This is a genomic window from Paucibacter sp. KCTC 42545 (assembly GCF_001477625.1).
Lineage (GTDB): Bacteria > Pseudomonadota > Gammaproteobacteria > Burkholderiales > Burkholderiaceae_C > Paucibacter_A.
Genome location: NZ_CP013692.1, coordinates 4706252 through 4731697 on the forward strand (window position 1 = coordinate 4706252; position 25446 = coordinate 4731697).

Genomic DNA, 25446 nt, shown 5'->3' on the forward strand with positions numbered 1-25446 from the left:
TGAGTTCGCTGCGCTCACGCCAATATGCAGCGTCTTTGCTCCCATAACCCCAGCTCATTCAGAAATGTCGAAAATTTTTTCGGCGGGCTGTAAGAAGGGCGGGGTGCCGGGCGACACAAGCAGCGTGGGCGTATCAAGCGCCTGCATGAAGCGTCAAACCTTGTCACCCCTTTCATCCAGTTCATCCATTCCATCCAGGAGCAAGTCATGCAACAAACCACTTCCACTCTGAAGACCCTGTCCGCCACCGGCCTGAGCATCGCTGCCGCCGCCGCCACCTTGTTCGCCGCCGCCGGCTTTGCCAATGTGGCTCAGGCCGCTGACGGCGATATGGGCATGGTCAAGTGCTCGGGCATCAATGGCTGCAAGGGCAGCTCCGAATGCAAAACCGCCAAGAGCGAGTGCAAGGGCCACAACAGCTGCAAGGGCCAGGGCTGGGTCAGCAAGAAGACGGCAGAAGAGTGCACCAAGGAAGGCGGCAAGGTGCTGAAGTAAGCAAAAGAAGGCAGCCACTGTCACTGGGGCGGGGCAAGACCTGACCCTGCCCCCTGTCACATGCCCGATGTATTGACCGCGCTGGCCGCGCCTTGTTCCGCAGGATCGATCACCATGCCCGTCCCCTCGCCCTCACCCCTGCAAGGTTTCGGCCTTGGCTTGCGCAGCGAGCACTACGCTGCTTTTGCCGATGCCGCGCGGCCGCTGCCCGCTGGGCTCAAGCCGGATTGGCTGGAGATCATCAGCGAGAACTATCTGGTGCCCGGTGGCCGCCCGCTGCGGCACTTGGAGCGCATTCGCCCGGACTATCCCCTGGTGATGCACGGCGTGTCGATGTCGATCGGCAGCAGCGACGCGCTGAATCTGGACTATCTGCGCGCGCTCAAAGCCCTGGCTGATCGGGTGCAGCCGGCCTGGGTATCCGACCATCTGTGCTGGACCGGGGTGGACCACCGCAATCTGCACGATCTGCTGCCCATGCCCTACACCGAGGCCGCGCTGGCGCATCTGCTGCCGCGCATCGCTCAGGTGCAAGACCTGCTGCAGCGGCCGCTGGTGCTGGAGAACGTGTCCAGCTATATCCGCTTCGCCGAAGACGAGATGAGCGAGGCCGAGTTTGTGGCCCAGCTGCTGCGCCGCAGCGGCTGCCGCCTGCTGCTCGACGTTAACAATGTTTATGTGTCCAGCCGCAATCACGGCTTTGATGCGCGCGACTACATCGACCACATGCCGCCCGAGCAAGTGGTGCAAATCCACCTGGCCGGCCATGAGGATCAGGGCGACTTGATCATCGACACCCATGATGCGCCGGTGTGCGACGCGGTCTGGCAGCTTTACGTCTACACCGTGCTGCGCTTGGGGGCCAAACCCACCATGATTGAGCGCGATGACAAGATCCCGCCGCTGCAGGACTTGCTGCTGGAGTTGGACCAGGCGCGCCAGCTCCTGCGCCAGACCTGCAGCCCAATGGACCCTCAGCCCAGGCCTGAGCCGATGCGCCAGCGGGTCTGGCCCATGCCACCCAGGCAGGACCTGGCCCCGGCTGCTGGATCGGGGCTAGCCGCATGATCAGCTCGCCAGCAAACACCGCCACCGTCCTGCGCCGGCAACAGCAGCGCCTGCAGTTCCAGATCGCGGGTGAGGATTCGCCCGATTCGTCATCAGGCCCCGCCACCTTCAGCCCCGGCCTGCGCGCCTACCGCCATGCCTACCGCGCCCGCCTGCAAGCCGCCTTGCGTGACAACTATCTGGTCTTGCACCGCGCGCTGGGCGATGAGGCTTTTGATGCCCTGGCGCTGCGCTACCTAAATGCCCACCCGCCCCACCAGCCTTCCATCCGCTGGTTTGGCGATGGCCTGGCTGAATTTATGGCGGACGAGGCGCAGTTGCATCCCTCCTTGATTGAGCTGGCCCGCATGGACTGGGCTTTGCGTGCCGCCTTCGATGCGGCCGAGGCCGCGGCGTTGCTGGGCGTGGAGGACTTAGCGGCGCTTGCGCCCGAAGATTGGGGTGGCCAATGCTTTCGGCTGCAGCCCAGCGTGCAGCTGCTGCCCCTGCAATGGGCGATCGAGCCGGCCTGGCGGCAGCTGCGTGAGTACGAACCGGAGCAAGGTGAAGCGGAACCCGAGCTCGCGGAGCCCGAGGCGCATGCGCATTGGCTGCTGATCTGGCGCGACGCCGCGCTGGAAACGCGCTGGCGCTCCCTCGAGCCGCTGGAAGCGCAACAACTGCTGGCCCTGCAGGCGGGCGATAGTTTTGCGAGCCTTTGCGAGATGGCGGCCGCCGCCGCCGCCGACCCCGAGCAGAGTCCGCACGCCGCCGCCCTGGCCGCGCAGGCCCTGGGCCGCTGGTTGGGCGAGGGGCTGCTGGCGCGCAACTGAAGTCCCTCGGACTCTGCGGCTCGGCGCCTCAGCGATTCTCCAGCCGGTTGTAGTCAAACAAGCCGCCGTCCGGCCCGGCCAGGCGGGGCCTGGCGCGGTGCAAGGCGTCGCTGGCGGCCCAGAAGTCGGGGTTGCTGCGGCGCACGGCCCATCGGTCAGCCAAGCGGCGGTAGTCGGCCTCGCTGCCCAGGGCGGCCACGGCGGCGCTGAACTCGGCCAGCTCGCTGGCCTTCACCCGCAGCAGCACATTGGGGTAGGCGCCGATCAGGCCATTGGCCACCGTGAGGGCGTTCTCGGCCGGCAACAGCTCGCCTTCTTCGCGCAGCAAGCGGGTCATATTCAGGTGGCCCAGCTCGCGCAGCAGGCTGAAGTAACGCGGCGGCCCGGCGACGTCGCTGACTTCCATGAACAGCGTCGCCGGCAGCCAGCCCAGGCTGGGGCCGCGCAGGGCGGCCAGCTGGGCCAGATCGCGGCGCAGGCCGGCGTTGGGCTCTTGCTGCAAGGCCCAGCGTTGCGGCAGGGCGGGGCCGATGCGCTTGGCCAGCAGGCTCAGCAGCTCCGCCTTGGGGTCTGCGGTCTTGAAGGGGATGGCGCTTTCATGCGTGCCGGTCAGCGCCAGGGTTTGCATCTGTTCCAGCGCGGCGGGCCGGGCCTGGCGATACCAATGCGCCACCACGCCGGGCCGCGCCGCACGCGGCAGCAAATTGATGAAATTGGATTCACCCTCCATGCGCAGAAAGTCCATGAACAGCCGGCTGTGCAGCTGATGACCAATGTCGCCGTAGACATCAAAGCCAGCCGCCAGCAAATAGAAGATGCGCTCGAACAGCGGGTAGCCGATCACCCAGGCTGTTTTGGGCGTATCGCCCACCAGACCTTGGACGACGCTGGCGCTTTCAAACTGGCGGAACACGGTCAGTGCGGCGTTGGGGTTATGGCGGTCGCCGTCCCACACCATGGCCAGGGTGGGGCCGCCGTGGGCGGCGAAGTTGGCGCTCAGGCTTTGCGCCTTCTCGCGCTGGAACTGCTTTTCTTGTTTGGCGTAAATGGTCCAGAAGTCGAACACCGAGGCATCGCTGCCCTGGGCGGCGGGCAGGCCGGCGGCGGCGCCGGCTCGCAGCACCAGCTCGCCGGCGTCACGGCCCAGGCTGCTGTCGGGGTCGGTGAAGAAGACCCAGAAGCGATCCTCAATCACGTTCAACGCCACCTGGCCCCGGCACACCGGGCCTTTGATGAAGTTCATGATGAAGAACTGCGCGTCGTCCAGCAAGAAGCGGTAGCGCGCGTCGCTGGGCATGGCCTGAAAGCTGGCCAGGCCGTTGGAGGCCATGGTGGGCTCGTAGCCGGGCAGCTGCGCCACCTCGTAGCGCGGCTTCAAGAACAAGGCGCGGTAGCGTTCGCGGCGTGCCGCGTCGAAGCGGTAAGGCATATGCGTCTTGGCGACGATGGGTTCCAAGTCACGCTGCAAGCGGTAGTAAAACGGTGCGCTGCCGGGGTCGTCAAACGGCCGCATTGTGGCGATGGGCGCAATCGCCTGGCCGGGCGGCGTGCTGCTGCGCACCAGCTTGTAGGCTTGGCGCGCCGCCTCGTCGCTGAGGTAGAGGTGGCCCAGGAATAAATGCTCGTAGAGGTAGCGGCTCATCAGCCGCTCTTTATTGCTGCCTCCGTTGTTGAGGAATTTCTCCCAGGCGATGACTTCGCGCTGCTCGGTGGCCGTGGGGGCCGAGGCGCCGTCATCGGGCGCGCCGGCTTCCAGCCAGCGTGCCACCAGATTCAATTCCTCGGCGCTGATGCCGGGCAGGCCGTAAGGCATGCCGGCCAGGGGCTGGGCCTTGGCATGGGCCTCGAAGTTTTCGATCCGCGGGCAGCTTTGCGCCCGGTCCATCGAGAAGTCAAAAGACTTGGCCGGCAGCACGTCCACCGCCGGCAGCGGATGCTCTTGCTTGAGCAGCAGGCTGCGGTAGAGCAAGCTGGCCGAGCGCATGGCCTGCGGCGTGTTCTCAAATTCGTTGAGCACCGGTTGGAAGCCACGCTCGCGCCATTGCGAGGCCACTTGCGCGTCGGTGAACAGCCGCGTCGGCTCGGCCGGGCGCAGGCGGGTGCCGTCGTAAACCGGGGTGCTGCTCAGGCCGCGTGCGATGCCCTCCCAGCTGCCCAGTTTGAGTTGGCAGGGCGCGTCGTAGCAGGCGTGGCAAACCACGCAGCGGCTTTGCAGCAAGGGTTTGATCTGCTGCTGATAGCTGACGCCGCCGTGCGGTGTCGCCTGGGCCTGGTCATAACGCTGCGGATCAGGGGCGCCGTGCTCGCGCTGGTAAGCCTGCTGATTCAGCGCCGCGCAAGCGGACAAGAGCAGGGCGGGCAGGGCAACAGCGCAGCGGCTGACAAGGCGGTGAGGCAAGAGGGCGGGCATGGCGAGAAAAGCAGTGGCGCAGCTCCGCAAGAATAGCGCGCGGGTTTTACCAAACGCCAAGCAGGCCCTCAGAGTGCCGCGAGCAAGGCGTAGGAATGGCGCCTGGCGGCATCGTCATGCACGGCGCAGGCGACGATGAACTCGTCGGCACCGGTGCGCGTCTGGGTGGCTCGCAGGCCGGCGGCCACGGTGGCGGGCGAGCCCACCAGCGACTCCGCCAACATGCGCCCCACTCCGGCTTCTTCCTGCGGTGTCCAGCGCCCGGCCATGCTGTCCACCGGGCGCGGCAGCAGGCCGCGCTGGCCGCGTTGCATGCCCAGAAAGCGCTGCTGCAGCGAGGTGAAGAGGTAGGCAGCCTGCGCATCATCGTCGGCCACCACCACGTTCAGGCCCACCATGGCATAGGGCTTGGGGTGCTTCTCGCTGGGGCGGTAGTGGGCGCGGTAGAGGTCCAGCGCTTGCTGCAGCAAATCGGGCGCGAAGTGTGAGGCGAAGGCAAAGGGCAGGCCCAGGTAGGCCGCCAGCTGGGCGCTGTAGAGGCTAGAGCCCAGCAGCCAGATCGGCACCTCGCTGCCCTGGCCGGGGATGGCGCGCACGACCTGACCCTCGCGGGCCGGGGCCAGATAGCTTTGCAGCTCAATCACATCGTCGGGGAAACGGTCTTCGCTGGCGCTGCTGAGGTGGCGGCGCAGCGCCCGCATGGTGGCTTGATCGGTGCCGGGGGCGCGGCCCAGGCCCAGATCGATGCGATCCGGGAACAGGCAGGCCAGGGTGCCGAACTGCTCGGCCACCATCAGCGGCGCATGGTTGGGCAGCATGATGCCGCCGGAGCCGACCCGCAGGGTTTTCGTGGCCGCCGCGAGCTGGCCGATCAACACGGCAGTGGCCGAGCTGGCCACGCCGTCCATATTGTGGTGTTCCGCCACCCAGAAGCGGCGGTAGCCCAGGGCTTCGGCATGCTGGGCCAGGGCGATGCTTCGGCGCAAGGCCTCGCCGGCATTGCTGCCTTCAACGATGGGCGCGAGGTCGAGAACGGAAAGGGGGCAGGGATGAGGCATGGGGCCAGTCTAGTCCGCGCGCTGTTTTTCTGCCGAGCCAAGGTCTTGGCGCCGGAGTAAGTCGGCGTAGGTCAAATTGGCCCGGATTGCCCCTGCTTCACGACCGAGCGTGCGAGCCGAAAAGCTGCGAGGCTAGCGGGAATGAGTTTTTTGTCCCAAATCTTGTCTTGCTTGCCCGGGCGCAAGCAACCCTTGCCTGCGCCCCAACCCGGGCGGGGGCAGGCGAGGGTGCCCGTTCAGGTGCAGGCCAAGCCGCTCGCCCCACAGCCTGCCGCGGAGCCGGTCTTGACGGTGGTCGGCGCCCGCCGGCCGCTGGTGTCGGCGCAAGGTCATTTGGCGGGCTTTGAGTTTCAACTCGGCGCGGCTCAGCAGGAGCGCTTGCTGGCGCGTGCCGACGCCAGCACCGGTGCTGCCCATGCCAATGCCTTGCTGGCGGCCATGCGTTTGTGCGTGGCCCAGGGTCAGCGGGCCTTGACCGAATTGCCCTTGGCCTGGTTGGCGCGCAGCGTGGATGCGAATGAACAACCCGGCGCAGTCTTGGCCGGCATGGTCTTGCTGATTCGACCCGGAGCCCCCTTGGCCAGCAGCGAGCAAGCCCTGACCCTGCTGGCGCGCTTGCGTGCCGCCGGTGCCCTGGTGGGCTGGCGCCAACAACATGGCCAGGCTTTGGCTGAGTTGGGCCGACCCGACTTCATCGTGCCCCAATTGGCTGAGGCCAGCAGCGATGCCGCACGCCGCCAGGCCATCAGCCTGTGCCTGCTGCAAAGCGGTGCCTTGCCCCAGCTGCTGCTGGATTTGCCGGATGTTGATGCACTGGAAGCCTTGCTGAATCAGCCCTCGGTGATGCTGGCCAGCTGCCGCCTGGATGCGGCAGCACCTGCCGGCCCGGCCGCCGATTTGAGTCATGCCTTGCCGCCCCAAGCCGCGGCCCTGATGCAGCTGCTGGGCCGCTTGGTGCGCGACGATGATGTGGCCTTGCTGGCTGCCGACATCAAGGCCGACGCGGCGCTGAGCGTGCGCCTGCTGCAGCATCTCAATAGCGCGGGCGCCAGCCCGGGCCGGGTGCTGGATTCGATCGAACATGCGGTGATGGTGCTTGGCCGCGACGCGCTTTACCGCTGGACTTCGCGCCTGCTGGTGCGTTTGGCGCCGCCGCGCCCGGCCGGCCAGGCCTTGCAAGCGCACGCGCTGGCGCGCGCCCGTTTGCTTGAAGCCTTGGCACGCGCCAGCGGCGAGGCCGAGTCCGGCGCCCTGTATTTGCTGGGCCTGGCCAGCAGCCTGCCGCGCCTCCTGGGTTGCCAGGCCGCCGCGGCGGTGGCGATGTTGCAGCTGCCGCCATTCGCCAAGCAAGCGATGTTGGAGGGCAGCGGGCCCTGGGCGGCTTATCTGAGCTTGGCGCAAGCTCTGGATGCTGGCTTGCCGGGCGAACAATTCGACACCTTGGCCGCGCCCTTCGGCGGCACCGAGGCAGTGCAGCTGCTGGCCGCGCAGGCCTGGGAATAGTCAGGCCCGGCTCAGAGCCTGGCGTCGTAGCTGATATGGTGGCCGGCGCTGCGCTCGGCGCGGATGCTGCTGTACTTGGACAAGGTGGCCGCTGTTTTGCCGGGTTTGCTGAGCAACCAGTTGAAGTCCAGCTCGCAGCTCTGCACCGGTGATTTATTGGGGGTGCTGCCGCCCAGGCCGAGGCCCACATTGTTCAGCGCCAGGTCAAGGTCAAGGGTGCTGACCCGCCATGCCGGGCCGCCGCTGGCATTGGCGTCATAACTGCTTGGCACAGCGGTATCGCCCTTGAAGCTGCTACCGTCTGCGCGTACGCAGCTCAGCGCGGTCTGCAGGCTCAGCGGTGCATCTCCGGCCAAATCCATGCGTACCCACAGAAAGCCGCTTTGCCGCCCGAGGTTGATGGGGCCGGTGGGGCTCAGGATGCGAAAGGGCGCCGGCATGGTGACGCTGCTGGCATGCGCCTCACCCGCGCGCACGAAGTTGACAACAACGCTGGGTTGGGCAGAGCCGTAGGCAAAGTCCACCGCATAGTCCATGCGGTATTTGTCGATATTGCGTAGCTCGCTTTGTTGGCCGCCCAGGCTGGCCGTCAGGGTGTCGCCCTTGGTGGGGCGCACGACGGTCAGCAAATTAGCAGTCTTGCCCAGGCGCGCCGCCACATGCACTTGGCCACCCGACGATTGCGTCACCACGTATTTGGGGCTGATGTCGCCGACCACGACGGTGTCGGACTCGGTGCAGTTGTAGAGCACGCACAGCGAGGCCTCGGTCGTGTCGTTGACGAAATGGTCGATCTCACCACTGCCGCCCCCGCAGGCGCTCAGCGTCAGTAGCAAGCCCAGGGCGGCGAGCCCGCGCCGTGGCAGGGGGATCATGGCGTGACGATGACTCATATCGCTGTTCATTTGGGTGGCTGATGGGACGGCGATTGTGGGTTGCCGCCTGTGCTGCGGCGGGTGTCAAAAGTCATGGCGGCAGCCGAGTTGGCAGCATTCACCTGTCACGGCTGGGTCATGCCGGCGTGGCGGTGCTGGGCTTGGCCTGGGCTTCATGCCCGCTTGTCCGATGGGCCGGCCCGGTTATCCGCGCTGGGCATGAGCAAGAGCGTGGTGAAACAGGCATCATCGGGCTGTCAATCAGTCAAACTTCTTCCTCTAGTTAAACAGGCGGTCCAGCTCATGCAATTCAAACAACTCTCCAGCCTCGCCCTGTGCGGCCTCATGCTGATCAGCCCCTTGGCCCAGGCCGCTTTGGCCGTGGGTGCGCCGGCGCCTGACTTTGCGGCCGAGGCGGCGGTGGGCGGCAAGCCCTTCCAGTTCAAGCTGGCGGCTGCCCTGAAGGAAGGGCCGGTGGTGCTGTACTTCTACCCCAAGGCCTTCACCAGCGGCTGCACCATCGAAGCCCACCAGTTCGCCGAGGCGACCGATCAATTCAAGAACCTGGGCGCCACCGTCATCGGTATCTCCAACGATGACATCGAAACGCTGAAGAAGTTCTCCATCGAGGCCTGCCGCAGCAAGTTCGCTGTGGCCGCCGATGCCGGTGCCAAGGTGATGAAGAGTTATGACGCCGCACTGACCTTGGTGCCCGGCATGGCCGACCGCATCTCTTACTTGATCAGCAGCGATGGCAAGATCGCTGCGGTCTATGCCAGCCTGAGCGCCGACGGCCACGTCGAGCAAATGCTCAAGGCCGCCGCCAAACTCAAGGCCGCCTCCAAGCCATGACGGGTGAGCCGCTGCAGGGCTGGAGCGCGACTCAGCTGCTGGCGGCCTACCAGGCCCGGCAGCTCTCGCCGGTGGAGGTGCTGGACGCGGTGCTGCGGCATATCGAAGCCTGCGAGCCGCAGCTGCACGCGCTCTATGCGTTTGACCCGGAGTCAGCCCGGCAGCAAGCCCGCGCTTCGGAAGCGCGTTGGCTCAAGGGTCAGGCCTTGCCTCTGGACGGCCTGCCGCTGACCCTGAAGGAAAACATCGCCACCCGCGGCACGCCGCTGCCGCTTGGCACGGCAGCGACCGAGCTGATCCCGGCGACTGAGGACGCACCGCCCGCCGCCCGCTTGCGCGAAGCCGGCGCGGTGCTGATGGCCAAGACCACCATGCCGGACTACGGCATGCTCAGCTCGGGCCTGTCCAGCTTTCATCCGCTCAGCCGCAACCCCTGGGATCTGAGCAAGAACCCGGGCGGCAGCAGCGCCGGTGCGGCGGCCGCAGCGGCAGCCGGCTACGGGCCTTTGCATGTGGGAACCGATATCGGCGGTTCGCTGCGCCTGCCCGCCGGCTGGTGCGGCATCTTCACGCTCAAGCCCAGTGGCGGGCGCATTCCCATCAAGCCGGCCTACGCCGGCCGGGTGGCCGGGCCCATGACCCGCACGGTGGCCGATGCCGCGCTGATGATGCGCGAACTCAGCCGCCCAGACTGGCGCGATGCCAGCAGCCTGCCGCCACAAGCGCTGGACTGGCAGATCCGCCCCGCTGCACTCAAGGGCCTGAAGCTAGGGCTGATGCTTGATGCGGGCTGGGGCATGGCCGTCGATCCCGAGGTGGCCGCTGCCGTGCAAGACGCGGCGCAGCGCTTTGCCGCAGCTGGAGCGCAGGTGGAGCCGCTGGCCGGCTTCAGCACGCGCACCATGATTGAGGGCCTGGACAAGTTCTGGCGCATGCGTTCCTGGCTGGACTTTTGCAAGCTCCCGGCCGAGCGTCAGGCCCTGGTGTTGCCCTATATCCGCGCCTGGGTGGAGACGGCGGCGGGCTTGTCCGCTGCCGAACTGTTCGAGGGCTATAGCCAGATGGCGGCGTTCCGCGAAGCGGCGGTGGCGGCCTGTGAGCCCTTTGACTATGTGCTCTCGCCGGTCAGCCCGGTGCCAGCATTCGCGGCCGAATGGGCCAGCCCGCTGAACGACCCGGCAAGGCCGTTTGAGCACATCGCCTTCACCTTGCCTTTCAATATGAGCGAGCAACCCGCCGCCAGCATCAACTGCGGCTACACGGCGGCGGGCCTGCCGATCGGCTTACAAATCATCGGCAAGCGCTTTGACGATGTGGGTGTGCTGAGCCTGGCCGCTGCATTTGAGCAGCTGCGCGCGCCGCAGCGGGCCTGGCCTCTTTGATCCCCTTTCAGCCCCTCTGAACCCCTGAAGCAAGCGCCGGCAGCCTGGCGCACCGGGTCATCCCGCTTGGGTATTTGTCACCTCTATCCGTGACACTGCGCGGTGCCAAGGCGCGCTGACAATGCGCGCTGCTTTGGCCGCTTAGCTGCCAGGACGACGGCGCCACCCGGAGGGACGGACCGTCGCGTCAATCATTCCATTCACACGATTGAGGGGTTCAGGATGAATAAATACGGTGCAGAGTTTCTGGGCACTTTCTGGCTGGTGCTGGGCGGCTGCGGCAGCGCGGTCTTGGCGGCAGTGTTCCCAGGCGCACTGGGCATTGGCTTTCATGGCGTGGCCCTGGCCTTCGGCCTGACGGTGTTGACCATGGCCTTCGCCGTCGGTCATATCTCGGGCGGCCACTTCAACCCGGCCGTGTCGATTGGCCTGTGGGCCGGTGGCCGCTTCCCGGCTGCGCAGTTGCTGCCTTACATTGCCGCACAGGTGCTGGGTGGCTTGGCTGCCGGTGGCGTTCTGTATTTGATCGTCAGCGGCCGTGCTGATTTCAGCAGAATCGGCGACTTCGCATCCAACGGCTTCGGCGAGCATTCGCCCGGTAAGTACTCGCTGCAAGCGGCCCTGATCACCGAGGTGGTGATGACCGCCTTCTTCCTGCTGATCATCATGGGCGCCACCGACAAACGCGCCCCGGCCGGCTTTGCGCCCATCGCCATCGGCCTGGCCTTGACCCTGATTCACCTGATCAGCATCCCCGTCACCAACACCTCGGTCAACCCGGCGCGCAGCACTGGCGTGGCGATCTATGTGGGCGGCTGGGCCGTGGAGCAACTGTGGTTGTTCTGGGTGGCGCCCATCATCGGTGCCGTCATCGGCGCGCTGGGCTACCGCATGGTGGCTGGCGAGCAGCGCTGAACTCAGCGCTGAGTCTCAAGCCAATGAAAGCCGGCCTCAGGGTCGGCTTTTTTTCGTTTAGGCGCCAGATACGGGTGTTAGATTGGGCATCCGCCAAGAAAGCCGACCATGTTCTTTGATCTGTTCGACACCCTCAATCTCTATCTTCTGCCCCTGCTGATCGTGGTGCCCCTGGCCGTGGTGGTCTGGTTCATCAGCGCCCGGCGCGGCGAGGAAACGCGTGCCTTCAAGGCCACGCAGGCGGCCAACACCACCCAGATGCCCGAGCTGGAAGCGGCGCCTGTTCCGCCAGCGCCTCCGGCGCCCGAACCAGTACCTGCTGCGCCTGCCAAGCTGCTGCTGGTGGATGACTCGGCCGTGGCCCGGGCCAAGCTGGGCAAGCTGTTCCAGGGCGCGGGCTATGAGGTCACGCTGGCACGCGATGGCGTCGAGGCGCTGGAACGTCTGGCCGAGCAGCGCTTTGCGGTGCTGATCACCGATTTGGAAATGCCCAATAAGGATGGCTTTGAGCTGATCGCTGCCGTGCAGGGCAGCATGGAGACCGAGGACATGCCGGTCATTGCCATCACCGGCCATGACGAGATGCAGGCCCGGGTGCATCAGGTGCAAGGGCTTTACGGCATCTTCAAAAAGCCCTGGAACGATCGCGAGCTGCTCAAGCGCGTTGAGACCCTGGCCAGCTTGCGCAAGGCCTGACCCCCATCTCCTGCGGCGCCGGGTAAGCCCATGGCTTGAACCGGCCCAGGCTGTGCTGCAATCAGGCTTGTTCTGATTGCAGCGTGCGCCGCCATGAAATCCTTCTTGCTGAAAAAAGTCCTGCCCGGCCTGCTGGTCCTCTTGCTGCTGGGCGCCGCCGTGTTGGCCTGGCATGTGCGCAGCAAGCAGCCGCAGCGCAGTGGTGAGTTGGCCCTGGCTGGCTTGAGTGCCGCTGTCACGGTGCGTTATGACGAGTTCGGTGTGCCGCATATCAGCGCCGGCAATGAGGCCGATATGTATCGCGCTCTGGGCTATGTCCATGCGCAAGACCGCCTGTTCCAGATGGAAATGCTGCGCCGCCTCTCGCGCGGTGAGCTGGCCGAAATCCTCGGCCCCAAGCTACTGGACACCGACCGCCTGTTCCGCACCCTGGGCATCCGCGCCCATGCAGATGCCTATGTAGCGAAAGAGTTCGCCCAGGTCGACACTCCGGCCAAGCAAGCGCTGGTGGCCTATCTGGACGGCGTCAACCAATTCCAGGCTCAGAGCCCCGCGCCCCTGGAGTTTGAGATTCTGGGCATCCCCAAGCGCCCCTTCACCCCGGCCGACACCGTCAGCATCGCCGGTTATCTGGCTTACAGCTTTGCGGCCGCCTTCCGTACCGAGCCGGTGCTGAGCCAGGTGCGCGATCAGCTGGGGCCGCAATACCTGGCCCTGTTTGACCTGGCTTGGCGGCCCGACGGCGTGCTGCGCCAGCAGCTGCGCCCCGGCGATATGCAAGACCTGAACCGCCTGGCCTTGCTGAGCCACACAGCGCTGGAGCAATCCGGCCTGCCGGTGTTCGAAGGCAGCAATGCCTGGGCCGTGGCCGGGGCGCGCAGCGCCAGCGGCAAGCCGCTATTGGCGGGCGACCCACACATCCAGTTCGCCGTGCCGGCGGTTTGGTACGAGGCCCATCTGCAAGCGCCGGGCTTTGAGTTGTACGGCCACTTCCAGGCCCTCAACCCCATGGCTTTGCTGGGGCATAACGAGAAATTTGGCTGGAGCATCACCATGTTCCAGAACGACGATCTGGATCTGGTGGCCGAGCGCGTCAACCCGGCCAATGCCAATGAGGTCTGGCACCAGGGCCGCTGGGTGGCGCTGCAAAGCCGGGTCGAAAGCATTGCGGTGAAGGGCCAGCCCGCCGTGGCATTGACCCTGCGGCGCTCGCCGCATGGCCCTATCGTCAGTGACATCGTGCCTGGCAAGAAGGATGGAGAAGGCAGCACGCCAATCGCCATGTGGTGGGCTTTGCTGGAAACCGAGAACCCGGTGCTGCAGGCTTTTTACGAACTCAACCGCGCCGACACCCTGGCGGCTGGCCGCGCGGCGGCCGAGAAGATCCACGCCCCGGGCCTGAACGTGGTGTGGGCCAATGCCGCGGGTGACATCGCCTGGTGGGCCGCGGCCCGCCTGCCGATCCGCCCGGAGGGCGTGAACCCCAGCTTCATCCTCGATGCCGGCAAGGGCGAGGCCGAGAAGCTGGGCTGGCGCCCCTTCGCCCAGAACCCGCAGGAAGAAAACCCGGCGCGTGGCTATGTGATGTCGGCCAACCACCAGCCGGCGGGCAGTGTGCCGGTGCCGGGCTATTACAACTTGTGGGACCGCGCCGAGCGCCTGGATTCACTCTTGCGCGAGCCCAGCATCCGTTGGAACAGTGCCAACACGCGCGCCTTGCAGCTCGATGTGGAGTCGGGCTACAGCGCCCGCGTGCTGCGGCCGGCCTTGCCCTTGCTGCGTGACGCAGCGCAGGGCGAGGAAGAGAAAGCCTTGGTCGAAGAACTGGCGGCCTGGGACGGCAAGTTCAGCCTGCCGCAGCGCGCGCCGGTGCTGTTCCAACAGTTTGTGTGGGAGCTGGCGCGCGCGGCGTTGGCCGATGAACTGGGCGAAGCTGCCTTTGACAATCTGCGCCGCAGCCGCTTGCTGGCGCCTGCGCTGCCGCGCCTGCTGGCCGACCCGCAGTCCCCCTGGTGGGACAAGCGCGGCACGCCCGCCATGGAGAGCGAGGCAGAAATCGTCAAGGAAGCCTGGGTCGCCACCTTGGCCCATCTGCGCAGCGGCTTGGGCGCGGATGCCAAGCGCTGGACCTGGGGCGGGGCGCACACGCTCACGCATGAACACCCCTTGGGCAAGCAGGCGCCGCTGGACAAGATCTTCAATGTCGGCCCTTGGGCCGTGCCCGGTGGCTACGAGCTGCCTAACAATATGACGGCGCGTTGGGACGATGCGCCCTGGAAGGTGGTGAGTGGCCCCTCCACCCGCCGCATCATCGACTTCGCGCAAGCGGGCAAAAGCCAGGGCATCAACCCGGTGGGGCAGAGCGGTGTGTGGGGCGATGCGCATTACGACGATCAAACCAAGCTGCATGCAGCGGGCCGCTACCGGCCGCAGCATTTGCTGGAGGAGGATGTGCAGACCCATAGCCGCAGCACCCTGGTTTTCAAGCCCAAACTCGGCGTTCAGCCTGTTCAACAGCCCTGACAGCGCGCTTGTCGATTGAACTCAGCAGTACGACCATCATGCAAGACCTGACCCCCACGCTGCTGCTGGCAGCCGCCTTGTTCGCAGCACAGCCGGCGGAAGCGCTGGACCTGCCCGCACCGGCCGTGCTGCAAGCCAGCCTGGCCGCTAAGTTGCAAACCATCGAGGTGCTGGAGCCTCATTTGAGCGGCGGCCAGCGCCAGGTGCGCTACCTGGGCTACCCGGCGCCGCAGCTGCTGGACCATTTGCTGGGACCGCGTTGGCGCAAAGACGCCGAGCAGGAAATTGAGCTGCGCGCGCTGGATGGTTTTGTCTCGCGCATTCCGGTGGCGCGCTTTTTGAAGCACGCGGCTTTTCTGGTGGTGGCCCGAGCCGACGGTGCGGCCTTTCAGGTGGACAACCAGCTGCAAAACGAGAAGGCGGTCGCGCTGGCGCCCTATTACCTGGTGTGGGACAACCTGCGCTCGCCCGAGCTGCAGGCCGAAGGCGGCGCGCTCTGGCCTTACCAAGTCGCGCACATCAGCCTGCGCCCCAGCAGCCGCGCGGCCCTGTTGCCCGGCCAGATGGCCAAGCGCTGGGCTACCCAAGCGGCCTGGGTGCAGAAGTACTGCCTCAGCTGCCATCAGGTCAATGGTTATGGCGGCGACAAGCTGCCGCTCAATCTGGCGCAGCGGGCGCGCGAGCTCGATGCGGCGGCGTGGCAGCGCCAACTGCTCTCACCCGCCAGCCTCAAGCCGGGCAGCAGCATGCCGGCTTTGCCGGACAGCTTCAGCCCTGCCTCGCGCGCCAGCGTGGCGGCGCAATTGCACGATTACCTGAAGGCCTTGCCGCTCGCGCCTAAAGTGCTCTGGTGAAAGGCCGCCCGGTGCGGTTCCGTCTGCCTATTTGGCCGAACGCTGCCGGCCACCATGCGCCGCGCCCACATGGGCCAGGCCGCTGCGTGGCGCGGTGGTGCTGGCTGGGGCGCCGTCCATCTGGCCCAGCTCTTTCAGAATGGCGCAGTCGGCCCCGGCCGCGGCGGACTTGCAGCGTGCGCGCAGTTCCACCAACTCTTGCTCCAGAGCCCGCAACTCCACGACACGCTCGGCCACATGCTGGATATGGGCGTCCAGCAAGGCGTTGACGTCGCCGCAGTCCGCGCTGGGCGCATCTTTGAAGCTCAGCAGCGCGCGGATTTCGTCCAGCGCCATGTCCAAAGAGCGGCATCTGCGGATGAAGGCCAGGCGCTGCACATGCTCGTCTTCGTAGCTGCGGTAATTGGCGGCGGTGCGCCGGGGCTCGGGGATCAGGCCTTCGCGCTCGTAGAAGCGGATCGCCTCCACCGAGGTCGCTGTTGCCAGCGCCAACTCACCAATCTTCATGGCCATCCCTTTCTGCAATCATCGGGCTTGACTCTATACCCACTTCAGGGTTTCCAATGACTCCATGACGCACAAACACACGCATTCCCCAGCGGCCGCAAGCGGCCATGAACATGCCCCTGCTCATGCCCATGCTTGCGGCAAGTCGGCCTGCGAGACAGCTTCTTCGCCCAGTTCGCCCGCCGATCCGCTGCCCGCTGACAAGGGCGCCTTGCGCTTTCGCATCCCCACCATGGACTGCGCGGTGGAAGAGTCTGAAATCCGCCGCGCCCTGGAGCCGATTGCCGGCGTCAGCGCCTTGCGCTTCGACCTCAGCCAGCGCGTGCTGTCGCTGAAGGCCGAGGCTCCCCCGGTGCTTGAAGCCGCCTTGGCCGCCATCCGCAAAGCCGGCTTTGAGCCCACGCCGCTGGACCTTGCAGCGAATGGCAGCAGCGAAGACAGCCCAGCGCCCATCGCCTCCGGCCTGCCGCGGCTGCTGGCCTCCTTGTTCTTCGCCCTGCTGGCTGAAGGCTTTGCCTTCTTCGCGCCCGACACGCGGCCCTTCCAGTTCGGTGCCATGGCTCTGGCCGCCATCGCCATCGGCCTGGCCGGTTTTGATACCTACAAAAAAGGCTTCTATGCCCTGCGCGTCGGCCGCCTGAACATCAACGCCTTGATGGCGGTGGCGGTGACCGGCGCCTTCCTGATTGGCCAGTGGCCCGAGGCGGCGATGGTGATGGCGCTTTATGCCATTGCCGAGCTGATCGAAGCGCGGGCGGTGGACAAGGCTCGCAATGCCATCAAGACATTGTTGGCCATGGCGCCGGAGGAGGCTGAAGTCCTGCAAGCCGATGGCAGCTGGCTGCGCCAATTGACCGCCGACGTGGCGGTGGGCGCCACCGTGCGCCTGCGCCCTGGTGAGCGGGTGCCGCTGGACGGCGTGATCACCCAAGGCGCCAGCGCCATCGACCAAGCGCCGGTCACCGGCGAGAGCGTGCCGGTGGACAAGGCCGTGGGCGACGAGGTCTACGCCGGCACCATCAACCAGACGGCGGCGCTGGAATTCCGCGTGAGCGCCCTGGCTTCGAACAGCACCCTGGCCCGCATCATCCACGCGGTGGAAGAAGCGCAAAGCGCGCGTGCACCCACCCAGCGCTTCGTCGACAAGTTCGCCGCCATCTACACGCCGGCGGTCTTCGTGCTGGCTCTGGCCGTGGCGGCCTTCATGCCTTGGCTGATGGGCTGGACCTGGCTGGAAGCGGTTTACAAAGCCCTGGTGCTGCTGGTGATTGCCTGCCCCTGCGCCTTGGTGATCTCCACCCCGGTGACCATCGTCAGCGGCCTGGCGGCTGCGGCCCGGCGCGGCATTCTGATCAAGGGCGGCGTCTATCTGGAGCAGGCACGCATGCTCAAGGCCGTGGCGCTGGACAAGACCGGCACCATCACCGAGGGCAAGCCGCGCCTGGTGGAGTTCCAGCCCATCGTCGCCAAAATGGACCGCGCAGCGCTGGCCCGCTTGGCCCTGGCCCTGGCCAGCCGCTCGGATCATCCGGTGTCCAAGGCCATCGCCCAAGGTTTGCTGAGCGCGGGTGAGGCCGCGGCCGTGCAAGACTTCAAGGCCGCCGCCGGGCGGGGTGTTGAAGGGCGCATCGATGGCCTCAGCTACGTGCTGGGCAATCACCGCTGGATCGAAGAGCGCGGCCAATGCTCGCCGGCCATCGAGGCGGCCTTGCGTGTGCATGAGGAAGCCGGTCGCACCGTCACCCTGCTGGCGGGTGAGCAGGGTGTGCTGGCCATCTGCGCGGTGGCGGACACCATCAAGCCCTCGTCCCGCCAAGCGGTGGCCGAGCTGATCGCGTTAGGCGTCACGCCCGTGATGCTCACCGGCGACAACAGCGCCACCGCCCAGGCCATCGCCGCCCAGGCCGGCATTGCCGAGGCACGCGGCAATTTGCTGCCGGAAGACAAGCTGGCGGCGATCAAGGAGCTGCAGCAGCGCCATGGCCCGACCGGCATGACGGGCGACGGCATCAACGATGCACCCGCGCTGGCGCAGGCCGATATCGGCTTTGCTATGGGCGGCGCCGGCACCCACACCGCGATGGAAGCGGCCGATGTGATCGTGATGAATGACGATCTGCAGCGCCTGCCGGAAACCATCCGCCTCTCGCGCCGCACCCGCAGCGTGCTGGTGCAGAACATCGCCCTGGCGCTGGGCATCAAGGGCGTCTTCCTGCTGGCGGCCCTGTTCGGCAATGCCAGCATGTGGATGGCCGTGTTCGCCGACATGGGCGCCAGCTTGCTGGTGGTCTTCAACGGCCTGCGCTTGCTGCGCAGCAAGGTGTCGTGAACCAACGGCTCGCTTTGCTGCGGGCTGAACTGCACTGAACTGCGCTGAACTGTGGACTTGGGCCGGCGCTTATCGGCGCTTTTGAATTTTGCCGAGCGGGCAAGATACAAGGTACCGGGAGCTCTACGCGTCGAGGCTGTCGGACCTGGCCCCAGCCATCAGCGCTCCGGGCCTCACACTGTTGTTGATCCCTCTCGGCGCGCGGAGACTTCGCATGGCACACCTTTTGATCGTCGAATTGCCGGGCGGCAATGATGTGGACATCATGCGGGCCGCCATCGAGCGCGGCGACACCTTCAGCTTCCTGACCGCCGACCTCGCGCATTACCAACGCCAGCCCCTGGTCAGCGCCGTGCTGGAAATGGCCCAGCGCATCATCACCCTGCCGGGCTTTGATTACGACGAAGTGCAGGGCGAGGTGCTGGCCTTGCACAAGCGCTGGCCCATCGAGGCCTTGCTCTGCCTGGTCGACAAGCGCCTGCTGGACGCCGCGCGGCTGGCACAGGCCCTGGGCCTGCCGCATATCCGCCCCGAGACGGCGCGCTTGCTGCGCGACCCCGCCGCCTTGCATCACCACCTTGCCGAGCAGGGTTTGGATCATGCCGAAGCCGCCCCGGCCACCCGCGCCGCCATGTTGTCGCACCCGCTGCAGCAACTGCAGTTGCTGCGGCACGGCCAGCTGATTGGCTGCGACACCTTCAGCGTGAATGGCCGCCACCACTTGCTGGGCGTGAATGAAAAGCAGAGCTTCGCGCCGCCATATGCGTCAACAGCCTCGGTGGCGATTCGCGGCGGCTGCTTCACGCCCAATCAAGGCCAGTACGCTGAGATTGAGCGTTTTGTTTTCGCCCGGCTCGACGCCCTGGGCTTTGACTGGGGCGCTGCCCATACCGAGCTGATGCTCACTGAGGCCGGCTTGCGCTTGGTCGCCGTGAATGGGCGTCTGGTGGGCGCCAAGCTGCCGCGCCTGCTCAGCTATGCGCTGGGCTATTCGGTGCATGAGGCGCTGGTGGATGTGCATCTGGGTCAGTGGCCGGCTGCCACCTTGGCGCAGGATCAGGCTCGGCCCACGCAGGTGGCCGTGGTGCGCTGGCTGGCGGCCGCGCATGAGGGCGAGCTACGCCGGGTTGATCTGCCCGAGCAAGCCACCGCGTTATTCCCTGGCCTGCGCTGCGTGGAAATGCTCAAGCGCAGCGGCGACGCGCTGCGCCCGCCGCAAGAGAACGCCGACCGCATCGGCTATGTGATGGTGAGCGCCGCCATGCGGGTGGACGCCGAGCGGGTGGCTGAGCGCTACCTCGCCGCCAGCCGCATTGTCATGGCCGACGAGGTGCTTGACCCATTCGACATGGCCGGCGCGGAGCCGAGCTGGCCGAGCGCCGCCCCGGGTCGGCTGCTGCAATAGCCGCCAGCCCAGTTCGGGCCTACTTGGCAGGCGTGGGGGCTGGGGCCTTCTCGCGCTGGTAACGGTCGTAAGACATATTGGCGTCTTGCAAGCAGCGATCGCGCTGGGCGCTGTCCATCAGCTTGTTGCACTGATCGCGCTGGGCCTCGCGGCCGGCGGCGTACCACTCCTGGCTGCTGCAGGCGCTGAGCAAGCTCAGGCTGAGTGCGAGTGCTGTCGTGAGGCCGATCCCTCGGCCCAGTTTCTCGTAGTCATTGTCAGTTCGCATCGATTTGCCCCCGCGCCACAGCGCCTTCCGGGTCCTCAAAAATGGCCATGGCCGTCAGCATGCGCCGGAAGCCGAACTTTTTGTAGAAGGGCTCTTTGCCGGCCACGGCGTAAAGAATGATCTTGCGGTGGCCCTGGCATTGGTCCAGCAGCTTTTGCACGACTTGCTTGCCCAGGCCCGTGCCCTGGTGGCTGGGGTGGACGGCGATGTCGCACAGATAGGCGCAATCCACCCCGTCCGACAGCGCCCTGCCCGCGCCCGCCAAGCCGCCCTGAGCATCGCGCACCAGCCAGCGGAAGCGGCTATTGCTGAACGCGGTTTGCAGATCGCGGGCGTTCTTGCTGCCCAGCGGCGCCGCGCGGTACAGCGCCACCAACTCGTCCCAGTTCAGGCTGCTGATGTCATCGCTCCAGGCCAGGGGCAGGGCCTGGGCCAGTGCGTTGGGCTCACTCATTGAAGCAGTCATGGGTTCAGACATTTGTTCAATCAATCCGTGCCGAAGAAGCTGGCCGGCAGCTGCTCGGTTGCGAAGGCGCGTTGCACCGCCGGGCGGGCCAACATGCGGCACAGATAGGGCGCCAGATGCGGATAGGCGGAGGCGTCGCGCGCCGGGCGCTTGAAGTTGCGGGCCCAGCAGCACAGCACAAAAGCCAGGCAGTCCAGCGCGCTGTACTGCGCGCCCAGCAGCCAGGGGCCGCCGCTCTTGTGCATTTGCGTGTCCAGCTGGGTCAGCACGCCGGTGAGCCGCTCTTCGGCCATTGCCTTCACTTCGGCGGCACCGGTGGTGTTGCCCGGGGCCACATAGCGCTGGGCGTAGTAGTAAGTTTTGAAGTCGGCCTGGAAGGTGTTGCTGAGCCAGAGCATCCACTTGTAATACTCGGCGCGCTGCGCGGTGGCCAGGGCCGGGGCCAGGCCGGCCTCGGGGTAGCGGTCGGCCAGATGCAGCAAGATGGCGGCGGTTTCATACAGCACCACATCGCCGTCCACCAGCACCGGGATCAGGCCGTTGGGGTTGAGCTTGAGGTAGGCCGCCGACTTCTGCGCATTGTTGGCGCGGTCCACCAGCTTGAGCTCGAAGGGGACACCCAATTCCTCCAGCAAGATGTGCGGGATCAGGCTGGCGTCGCTGGGGTGGTAGTGGAGTTGCAGCATGGGGCTAGCTCGCTTTCGATGTGGCGGTGGCAGTGAGGGCAACTGTAGCAAGCGCCATCATTCGGCCCGCGCGCTGCAGCGGCTTGCCTACCAGCTGTCCACATCAAACTGCCGCGCAATGGCCGCCAGCCGGCCCGATTTTTGTAGCGCCTCCAGCCCTGCCCGCAAGCGCTGCGCCTGGGCGTCCGCCGCGGGGCCTGACGCTGTCAGGGCCCAGCCCAGGGGTATCTCTGCAAACGAAGGCTCCAGCCAGCGGATCTGGGCTTTGGCGTCTGCCAGCTGGGTGCGCAGAAGGTGCATGCCGACGGCGCGCTCCAGGGCCACCAGATCCAGGCGCGAGCGGCTGAGCATGCGCAGATTGACGAGGTCATCGGTATGCGGGTGCAGATTGAGGCCGGCGCCCAGAAACTCGGCGGGGTAGCCATAGCCCCGCCCCGTGCCAATCTTGCGCTGGCCGATGGCGCGCCAGGAGGACACATCAACCGCCGTGTCGGCGCGGCCGAAGAAGCCCAGCCGGCTGCGGAACACGGGCATGAAGTGGTGCAAGCCCATGGTGGCTATCTCCGGCGGCCACAGCACCAGCACGCCGTCAAACTTGCGGTACTCCACATTCACCCGCGACCAGGGCTGGTAGCTCACCTCCACCTTGTAGCCGGCAGGCGCCAAGGCCTCCCGCAAAGCAATCACCATGGCCCCACCGCTGCTCATGAGGACGCTGGTGTAGGGCGGGTACTCCGTGGCGACGAAACGCAAAGTGACGGCTTGCCCCCAGGCCAGCGCCGTCATCAACTGCAGCGCCAGGGCGACGCAGATCGGGTAGAGCCTTTTCATACGACTCGTTCTACACCCAATCTTCGCCGGCGCAAGTGGGGTGATCTCAGCACCAGGGCCACCGCGCTCAGAGCTAGCGCCGCACTCAGGCCCACTGCACCTTGTCCGCATCGGCATACCAGCCCGCCAGGCGCTCGGCCACCAAGGCCTCGATGCGGGCGCGCTTGACCTTCATGGTGGGCGTGAGGCAGCCGTTCTCGATGCTCCAGGGTTGGGGCAAAACCACCAGCATGCGCAGGCGTGAATAGTCCGGCAGGGCTGCGTTGACTTGCTCCAGATGCTGGCCGAGCTGGCGGGCCAGCTCGGCGCGCTGCTGCGGGTCGCTTTGCTGCGGGCGCAGGGCTTCGTTCAGCACCACCAGGCCGTAGGCGGCTGGCTGGCCCACGCCCGAGACCAGGCTCATCTCGATGCAGGGGTGGGCGTGCAGCAGGTTCTCCACCGGCGCGGGCGCCACATACTTGCCCTTGGCAGTTTTGAACAATTCTTTGACTCGGCCGGTCAGCTTGAGCCGGCCTTGGGCGTCGTACTCGCCCTTGTCCCCGGTGTGGAAAAAGCCATCGGCGGTGAAGACTTCATCATCCAAGTCCGGCCGCTTGTAATAGCCCAGCAACTGCCCCGGCGACTTGACCAAAATCTCACCTTCTTCGCTGATGCGCGTCTGCACCCCGGGCATGGGCTGGCCCACGCGGCCCGGCGCGCTCAGGCCCGGCGGGCTGCAGTGCGAGTAGCCGAAGTCCTCGGTCATGCCGTAGCCCTCCAGCAGATTCAGACCCAGGCGCCGGTACCAGGCAATCAACTCGGGCGGGATGGGCGCCGAGGTGCTCATCGCTAGCCGCACCTCGTCCAGCCCCAGGCCGCGCAGCACCTTGCGCCGCACCATGCCGCCCAGCAAAGGCAGGCGCAGCAGCCGCTCCAGCCGCGCCGGCGCCATCTTGCTGAACACGCCTTGCTGGAACTTCAGCCACAGCCGTGGCACCGAGCAAAAAATAGTGGGCCGGGCACGCCGCAGGTCTTGCACAAAAGTGTCCAGCGACTCGGCAAAGAAGATGTGGAAGCCGCCGTCCTGCAGCGAGTTGCACTCAATCACCGAACGCTCGTACGCATGGGCCAGCGGCAGATAGGACAGCACGCGCAGCGGCACGCCCGGCGGCATGATGTGCTTGATGAACGCCATGCTGCTTTCCGCCACCCGCGTGATGCGCTCGAAGCTGTGCATCACGCCCTTGGCCTGGCCGGTGGAGCCCGAGGTGTAAATCAGCATGGCCATCTCAGCCGGCCGCCGCGCCGGTTGGCCGGCCAGGGGCTTGGTGGCCTGGGTGATGCTGTCCCAGCCCGGCATCTCGCTGCTGGCCGAGTCAGGCGCCAGCGGCAAGGCGATGCAAGGCAGGCCGGCGGGCACACCGGCGCGCTGCGTGTCCCAGAGATCCAGCTTGCCCACAAACAAGAGGCTGGCCTCGCTGTGCGCCAGCACATAACGCACGGTGTCCGCGGTCTCGGTCGGGAAGATCGCCACCGTGCAGCCCCCCGCCATCCAGATCGCCAGCTCCGCCATGATGAAGTGCGCGCAGTTCTTCGACAGGATGGCAATCCGCGCCCCCGGCGGTAGACCTAAGCTTTGCAAATGCGCCGCCATGCGGCGAGCTTGGTCCAGCGTGCTCGCCCAGCTGAAGTCCTGCACCCGCCCGCCGCCCAGCGGCTGGCTCAGATAGATCTGCTCCGGGCGCTGCGCCTCATGCGCGTAGACATAGTCAAGCAAGAGCTGCGGCTTGGATGTGGCCATGGCACTTTCACTCCGAGGGAGCTGGGGTGCCGGATTATGAGGAGGTGGGGCGGGGTTGCGGGGTACAGGTTTTCGCCAAGGGGGAGGTGGTATGGATCGATCTATCTGCGCAATTGGCACGTGGAGAAGCTGGATCAAGGCCAATGGCGGATCGGCGCGGGCGATTGGAAATGGGAGGCGAGCCTAGCTAGATCATTCATCCGACTTTGGAGCACCGCGAGTAGCGCTTCACTGAGCTCGGCGATAGATGGGCTGCTGCCAGATTCCGGACAGAAACCAGAGGTTCTTGAGGTGCGTCGGGAATAGGTAGCGCTGGCTGTCTAGGCTTCGCGGCATGCCCTCCATGCACAACATCAAGCGGGCTCATCAACTCTCTCGGATCGCGATCAGATCCGATGTGTTCATTTTCTCCGAATACAATTTACATAACGCTCTTGTAGAGCGGATATAAAAAGATGAGTTGTGCTTCTTCCGCCACCGTTCATTTCGAGCATTAGGGGTCAGAAAGAAGCCTTTGACGCGTCGCCGAGAGTGATTGACATGTCACGTTTCGCTGGCGACGTCGTAGCGAGCAAGCTGCCTCGTTGAAGAGGACTCATTAGAAATAAGTCAATCAAGTAGGGAGTTTTATGAAGTCAGTATTCGCTGTAATTGCAGCTTGCGTCATGACGTCCGGTTGCGGCGGCGGCGGTGGTGGGGAGGATAAGAGCACTCCACCGGTGGTTTCCGAGAGCCAAACGATCGCCGACGGGGTGCAGCTTTCATACACCCTGTCAGCAGGTACCTACTCAGTCGAGATCACGTCCAGCAACAATGGTGTCATCGTTTCTTGGCTCGGAGGCAGCGGCTCTGGATGCGCAACCTCAGCAGAGTCAAAGGCACTCACCATGACCTGTACGCTGTCTATTCAAGGTCAATTGCTGGTTACCAATCCCACGACCTTTGGCCTCGGCGCTTCTGAGATCGTAAGCATTCGGGTGACGAAAAACTAAAGCACAACGCCCAGGGCAACCAGTTAAAGGCCGCCTTACCGAACAAGCTGAAAGGCAAAGCTAGTAAATGGCTCCGGCTAAGTTCGCCCTGGAAATCTTGGCTGACCTAGCCAAGGTTCAAACGCACAGTAGTTGTTCAAAGGTTCCGTAAAAGGAAAGCCGTATGAAGAAATTTCTCGCATTGACTGCGATTGCAGTCAATTTAGTCGGTTGCGCGTCGGTCAACATGGGTGACGCAAACCAAGATGCCGCAGCCAAGACTTTTACTGCCCCACGTGATGTGGCTGGAATCTACGTGTATCGCAATGAGTCCATGGGCGCCGCTATAAAGATGGATGTCGAAGTAGATGGCAAACCTATCGGACAGACTGCTGCTAACACTTATCTCTACAAACAAGTTTCACCTGGCAAGCACACCATCGCTTCTAAGGCAGAGAACACTGACACAGTAGAAATTGATGCCAAGCCTGGGGCGCTCTATTACATCTGGCAGGAGGTCAAGATGGGCGTAATGTATGCGCGCACGAAACTCCATCTTGTGGATGAAGGCCAAGGTAAGAAGGGTGTCACAGAAACTAAGCTCGCTGAGACTAAGTGATAGCCAATTGTTCATTAGAGGCGACGCCGTTCGGCCCGGCTCAAGTTAAACGTTTGGTCTCGGCTCAGGTGCGTTCAAATCATTGACATGAGCGCCGACAACGGACATAAGGCCGCCGCGTCGTTAACCCATGGAAATGGA

The 25446-nt window shown here is 65.4% G+C and carries 23 protein-coding genes; 14 read left to right on the plus strand and 9 right to left on the minus strand.

What is annotated here, in order from left to right; all coding sequences use genetic code 11:
• Positions 1 to 207 precede the first annotated feature (207 nt).
• From bufA2 to AT984_RS20135, 3 genes are all read left to right on the plus strand, one after another.
• The gene (gene bufA2 / locus AT984_RS20125; RefSeq protein ID WP_058721626.1) at positions 208 to 495 is read left to right on the plus strand and encodes a BufA2 family periplasmic bufferin-type metallophore; all 288 of its coding nucleotides are present in this window, start codon (positions 208 to 210) and stop codon (positions 493 to 495) included.
• A 114-nt stretch (positions 496 to 609) separates the two neighbouring features.
• Positions 610 to 1563 (plus strand): MNIO family bufferin maturase, encoded by a 954-nt coding sequence (bufB, locus tag AT984_RS20130; RefSeq protein WP_082680385.1) that lies wholly within the window; start codon positions 610 to 612, stop codon positions 1561 to 1563.
• On the plus strand, positions 1560 to 2375 hold the full coding sequence (locus AT984_RS20135) for an HvfC/BufC N-terminal domain-containing protein (RefSeq protein ID WP_058721627.1): 816 nt from the start codon (positions 1560 to 1562) through the stop codon (positions 2373 to 2375). Before bufB ends, AT984_RS20135 begins: the two co-directional genes overlap by 4 nt.
• A gap of 28 nt (positions 2376 to 2403) precedes the next feature.
• Here the strand turns inward: AT984_RS20135 and AT984_RS20140 are convergent, their stop codons facing one another.
• Together AT984_RS20140 and AT984_RS20145 are read right to left on the minus strand one after the other, a co-directional pair.
• Positions 2404 to 4785, minus strand: a complete 2382-nt coding sequence (locus AT984_RS20140) for a fatty acid cis/trans isomerase (protein WP_058721628.1) — start codon at positions 4783 to 4785, stop codon at positions 2404 to 2406.
• 68 nt (positions 4786 to 4853) lie between these two features.
• Complete coding sequence (locus AT984_RS20145) at positions 4854 to 5843, minus strand: LLM class flavin-dependent oxidoreductase (RefSeq protein WP_058721629.1); 990 nt, start codon at positions 5841 to 5843, stop codon at positions 4854 to 4856.
• A 141-nt stretch (positions 5844 to 5984) separates the two neighbouring features.
• Between AT984_RS20145 and AT984_RS20150 the strand changes: the two genes are divergently transcribed.
• Positions 5985 to 7346, plus strand: a complete 1362-nt coding sequence (locus AT984_RS20150) for an HDOD domain-containing protein (protein WP_156422142.1) — start codon at positions 5985 to 5987, stop codon at positions 7344 to 7346.
• Positions 7347 to 7357: 11 nt separating this feature from the next.
• On the opposite strand, the gene AT984_RS20155 is transcribed toward AT984_RS20150, so the two are convergent.
• The gene (locus AT984_RS20155) at positions 7358 to 8239 is read right to left on the minus strand and encodes a hypothetical protein (RefSeq protein ID WP_156422143.1); all 882 of its coding nucleotides are present in this window, start codon (positions 8237 to 8239) and stop codon (positions 7358 to 7360) included.
• Positions 8240 to 8524: 285 nt separating this feature from the next.
• Between AT984_RS20155 and AT984_RS20160 the strand changes: the two genes are divergently transcribed.
• The 6 genes from AT984_RS20160 to AT984_RS20185 all read left to right on the plus strand — a co-directional run bounded on the left by AT984_RS20160 (position 8525) and on the right by AT984_RS20185 (position 15443).
• On the plus strand, positions 8525 to 9073 hold the full coding sequence (locus AT984_RS20160; protein ID WP_058721632.1) for a peroxiredoxin: 549 nt from the start codon (positions 8525 to 8527) through the stop codon (positions 9071 to 9073).
• The gene (locus tag AT984_RS20165) at positions 9070 to 10455 is read left to right on the plus strand and encodes an amidase (RefSeq protein WP_058721633.1); all 1386 of its coding nucleotides are present in this window, start codon (positions 9070 to 9072) and stop codon (positions 10453 to 10455) included. The genes AT984_RS20160 and AT984_RS20165 overlap by 4 nt, the downstream gene beginning before the upstream one ends.
• Before the next feature lie 222 nt (positions 10456 to 10677).
• Positions 10678 to 11370, plus strand: coding sequence for an aquaporin Z (gene aqpZ / locus AT984_RS20170; protein ID WP_058721634.1), 693 nt, complete (start codon positions 10678 to 10680; stop codon positions 11368 to 11370).
• Between the two features lie 108 nt (positions 11371 to 11478).
• Positions 11479 to 12066: a response regulator gene (locus AT984_RS20175; protein WP_058721635.1), complete on the plus strand. Its 588-nt coding sequence runs from the start codon at positions 11479 to 11481 to the stop codon at positions 12064 to 12066.
• A gap of 93 nt (positions 12067 to 12159) precedes the next feature.
• Positions 12160 to 14589 carry a penicillin acylase family protein gene (locus AT984_RS20180; protein WP_156422144.1) on the plus strand — a complete coding sequence of 810 codons (2430 nt, stop codon included), beginning with the start codon at positions 12160 to 12162 and terminating at the stop codon, positions 14587 to 14589.
• 8 nt (positions 14590 to 14597) lie between these two features.
• Complete coding sequence (locus tag AT984_RS20185; protein WP_156422145.1) at positions 14598 to 15443, plus strand: c-type cytochrome; 846 nt, start codon at positions 14598 to 14600, stop codon at positions 15441 to 15443.
• A 27-nt stretch (positions 15444 to 15470) separates the two neighbouring features.
• On the opposite strand, the gene cadR is transcribed toward AT984_RS20185, so the two are convergent.
• The gene (gene cadR / locus AT984_RS20190; RefSeq protein ID WP_442952152.1) at positions 15471 to 15956 is read right to left on the minus strand and encodes a Cd(II)/Pb(II)-responsive transcriptional regulator; all 486 of its coding nucleotides are present in this window, start codon (positions 15954 to 15956) and stop codon (positions 15471 to 15473) included.
• A 58-nt stretch (positions 15957 to 16014) separates the two neighbouring features.
• Between cadR and AT984_RS20195 the strand changes: the two genes are divergently transcribed.
• Positions 16015 to 18279, plus strand: a complete 2265-nt coding sequence (locus AT984_RS20195; RefSeq protein WP_058721637.1) for a heavy metal translocating P-type ATPase — start codon at positions 16015 to 16017, stop codon at positions 18277 to 18279.
• Positions 18280 to 18493: 214 nt separating this feature from the next.
• Positions 18494 to 19684, plus strand: a complete 1191-nt coding sequence (locus AT984_RS20200) for a hypothetical protein (RefSeq protein WP_058721638.1) — start codon at positions 18494 to 18496, stop codon at positions 19682 to 19684.
• A gap of 19 nt (positions 19685 to 19703) precedes the next feature.
• On the opposite strand, the gene AT984_RS20205 is transcribed toward AT984_RS20200, so the two are convergent.
• From AT984_RS20205 to AT984_RS20225, 5 genes are all read right to left on the minus strand, one after another.
• A complete protein-coding gene (locus AT984_RS20205) occupies positions 19704 to 19952 on the minus strand; it encodes a hypothetical protein (protein ID WP_058721639.1) in 249 nt (82 codons plus the stop codon).
• Positions 19942 to 20406 carry a GNAT family N-acetyltransferase gene (locus AT984_RS20210; protein WP_231741473.1) on the minus strand — a complete coding sequence of 155 codons (465 nt, stop codon included), beginning with the start codon at positions 20404 to 20406 and terminating at the stop codon, positions 19942 to 19944. Before AT984_RS20210 ends, AT984_RS20205 begins: the two co-directional genes overlap by 11 nt.
• 32 nt (positions 20407 to 20438) lie before the next feature.
• Positions 20439 to 21104: a glutathione S-transferase family protein gene (locus AT984_RS20215; protein ID WP_058721640.1), complete on the minus strand. Its 666-nt coding sequence runs from the start codon at positions 21102 to 21104 to the stop codon at positions 20439 to 20441.
• Positions 21105 to 21191: 87 nt separating this feature from the next.
• Positions 21192 to 21935 carry a substrate-binding periplasmic protein gene (locus tag AT984_RS20220; RefSeq protein ID WP_058721641.1) on the minus strand — a complete coding sequence of 248 codons (744 nt, stop codon included), beginning with the start codon at positions 21933 to 21935 and terminating at the stop codon, positions 21192 to 21194.
• Between the two features lie 85 nt (positions 21936 to 22020).
• Positions 22021 to 23715, minus strand: a complete 1695-nt coding sequence (locus AT984_RS20225) for an AMP-binding protein (protein WP_058721642.1) — start codon at positions 23713 to 23715, stop codon at positions 22021 to 22023.
• Positions 23716 to 24344: 629 nt separating this feature from the next.
• On the opposite strand from AT984_RS20225, the gene AT984_RS23120 reads away from it, so the two are divergent.
• Positions 24345 to 24707 carry a hypothetical protein gene (locus AT984_RS23120; RefSeq protein ID WP_156422147.1) on the plus strand — a complete coding sequence of 121 codons (363 nt, stop codon included), beginning with the start codon at positions 24345 to 24347 and terminating at the stop codon, positions 24705 to 24707.
• Positions 24708 to 24870: 163 nt separating this feature from the next.
• Entirely contained in the window at positions 24871 to 25305 is a 435-nt protein-coding gene (locus AT984_RS20230; protein WP_058721643.1) for a DUF2846 domain-containing protein, read from the plus strand.
• Positions 25306 to 25446: the final 141 nt, after the last annotated feature.

What these genes read in the sequence shown, in the direction of transcription:
- AT984_RS20205 (WP_058721639.1), bottom strand. Translation starts at nt 19,952, where the DNA reads ATGCGAACTGACAATGACTACGAGAAACTGGGCCGAGGGATCGGCCTC.
- AT984_RS20195 (WP_058721637.1), top strand. Translation starts at nt 16,015, where the DNA reads ATGACGCACAAACACACGCATTCCCCAGCGGCCGCAAGCGGCCATGAA.
- cadR (WP_442952152.1), bottom strand. Translation starts at nt 15,956, where the DNA reads ATGGCCATGAAGATTGGTGAGTTGGCGCTGGCAACAGCGACCTCGGTG.
- AT984_RS20135 (WP_058721627.1), top strand. Translation starts at nt 1,560, where the DNA reads ATGATCAGCTCGCCAGCAAACACCGCCACCGTCCTGCGCCGGCAACAG.
- bufA2 (WP_058721626.1), top strand. Translation starts at nt 208, where the DNA reads ATGCAACAAACCACTTCCACTCTGAAGACCCTGTCCGCCACCGGCCTG.
- AT984_RS20200 (WP_058721638.1), top strand. Translation starts at nt 18,494, where the DNA reads ATGGCACACCTTTTGATCGTCGAATTGCCGGGCGGCAATGATGTGGAC.
- AT984_RS20210 (WP_231741473.1), bottom strand. Translation starts at nt 20,406, where the DNA reads ATGAGTGAGCCCAACGCACTGGCCCAGGCCCTGCCCCTGGCCTGGAGC.
- AT984_RS20215 (WP_058721640.1), bottom strand. Translation starts at nt 21,104, where the DNA reads ATGCTGCAACTCCACTACCACCCCAGCGACGCCAGCCTGATCCCGCAC.
- AT984_RS20165 (WP_058721633.1), top strand. Translation starts at nt 9,070, where the DNA reads ATGACGGGTGAGCCGCTGCAGGGCTGGAGCGCGACTCAGCTGCTGGCG.
- AT984_RS20145 (WP_058721629.1), bottom strand. Translation starts at nt 5,843, where the DNA reads ATGCCTCATCCCTGCCCCCTTTCCGTTCTCGACCTCGCGCCCATCGTT.
- AT984_RS20140 (WP_058721628.1), bottom strand. Translation starts at nt 4,785, where the DNA reads ATGCCCGCCCTCTTGCCTCACCGCCTTGTCAGCCGCTGCGCTGTTGCC.
- AT984_RS20175 (WP_058721635.1), top strand. Translation starts at nt 11,479, where the DNA reads ATGTTCTTTGATCTGTTCGACACCCTCAATCTCTATCTTCTGCCCCTG.
- AT984_RS20220 (WP_058721641.1), bottom strand. Translation starts at nt 21,935, where the DNA reads ATGAAAAGGCTCTACCCGATCTGCGTCGCCCTGGCGCTGCAGTTGATG.
- AT984_RS20225 (WP_058721642.1), bottom strand. Translation starts at nt 23,715, where the DNA reads ATGGCCACATCCAAGCCGCAGCTCTTGCTTGACTATGTCTACGCGCAT.
- bufB (WP_082680385.1), top strand. Translation starts at nt 610, where the DNA reads ATGCCCGTCCCCTCGCCCTCACCCCTGCAAGGTTTCGGCCTTGGCTTG.
- AT984_RS20160 (WP_058721632.1), top strand. Translation starts at nt 8,525, where the DNA reads ATGCAATTCAAACAACTCTCCAGCCTCGCCCTGTGCGGCCTCATGCTG.
- AT984_RS20150 (WP_156422142.1), top strand. Translation starts at nt 5,985, where the DNA reads ATGAGTTTTTTGTCCCAAATCTTGTCTTGCTTGCCCGGGCGCAAGCAA.
- AT984_RS20180 (WP_156422144.1), top strand. Translation starts at nt 12,160, where the DNA reads ATGAAATCCTTCTTGCTGAAAAAAGTCCTGCCCGGCCTGCTGGTCCTC.
- aqpZ (WP_058721634.1), top strand. Translation starts at nt 10,678, where the DNA reads ATGAATAAATACGGTGCAGAGTTTCTGGGCACTTTCTGGCTGGTGCTG.
- AT984_RS20155 (WP_156422143.1), bottom strand. Translation starts at nt 8,239, where the DNA reads ATGAGTCATCGTCACGCCATGATCCCCCTGCCACGGCGCGGGCTCGCC.
- AT984_RS23120 (WP_156422147.1), top strand. Translation starts at nt 24,345, where the DNA reads ATGAAGTCAGTATTCGCTGTAATTGCAGCTTGCGTCATGACGTCCGGT.
- AT984_RS20230 (WP_058721643.1), top strand. Translation starts at nt 24,871, where the DNA reads ATGAAGAAATTTCTCGCATTGACTGCGATTGCAGTCAATTTAGTCGGT.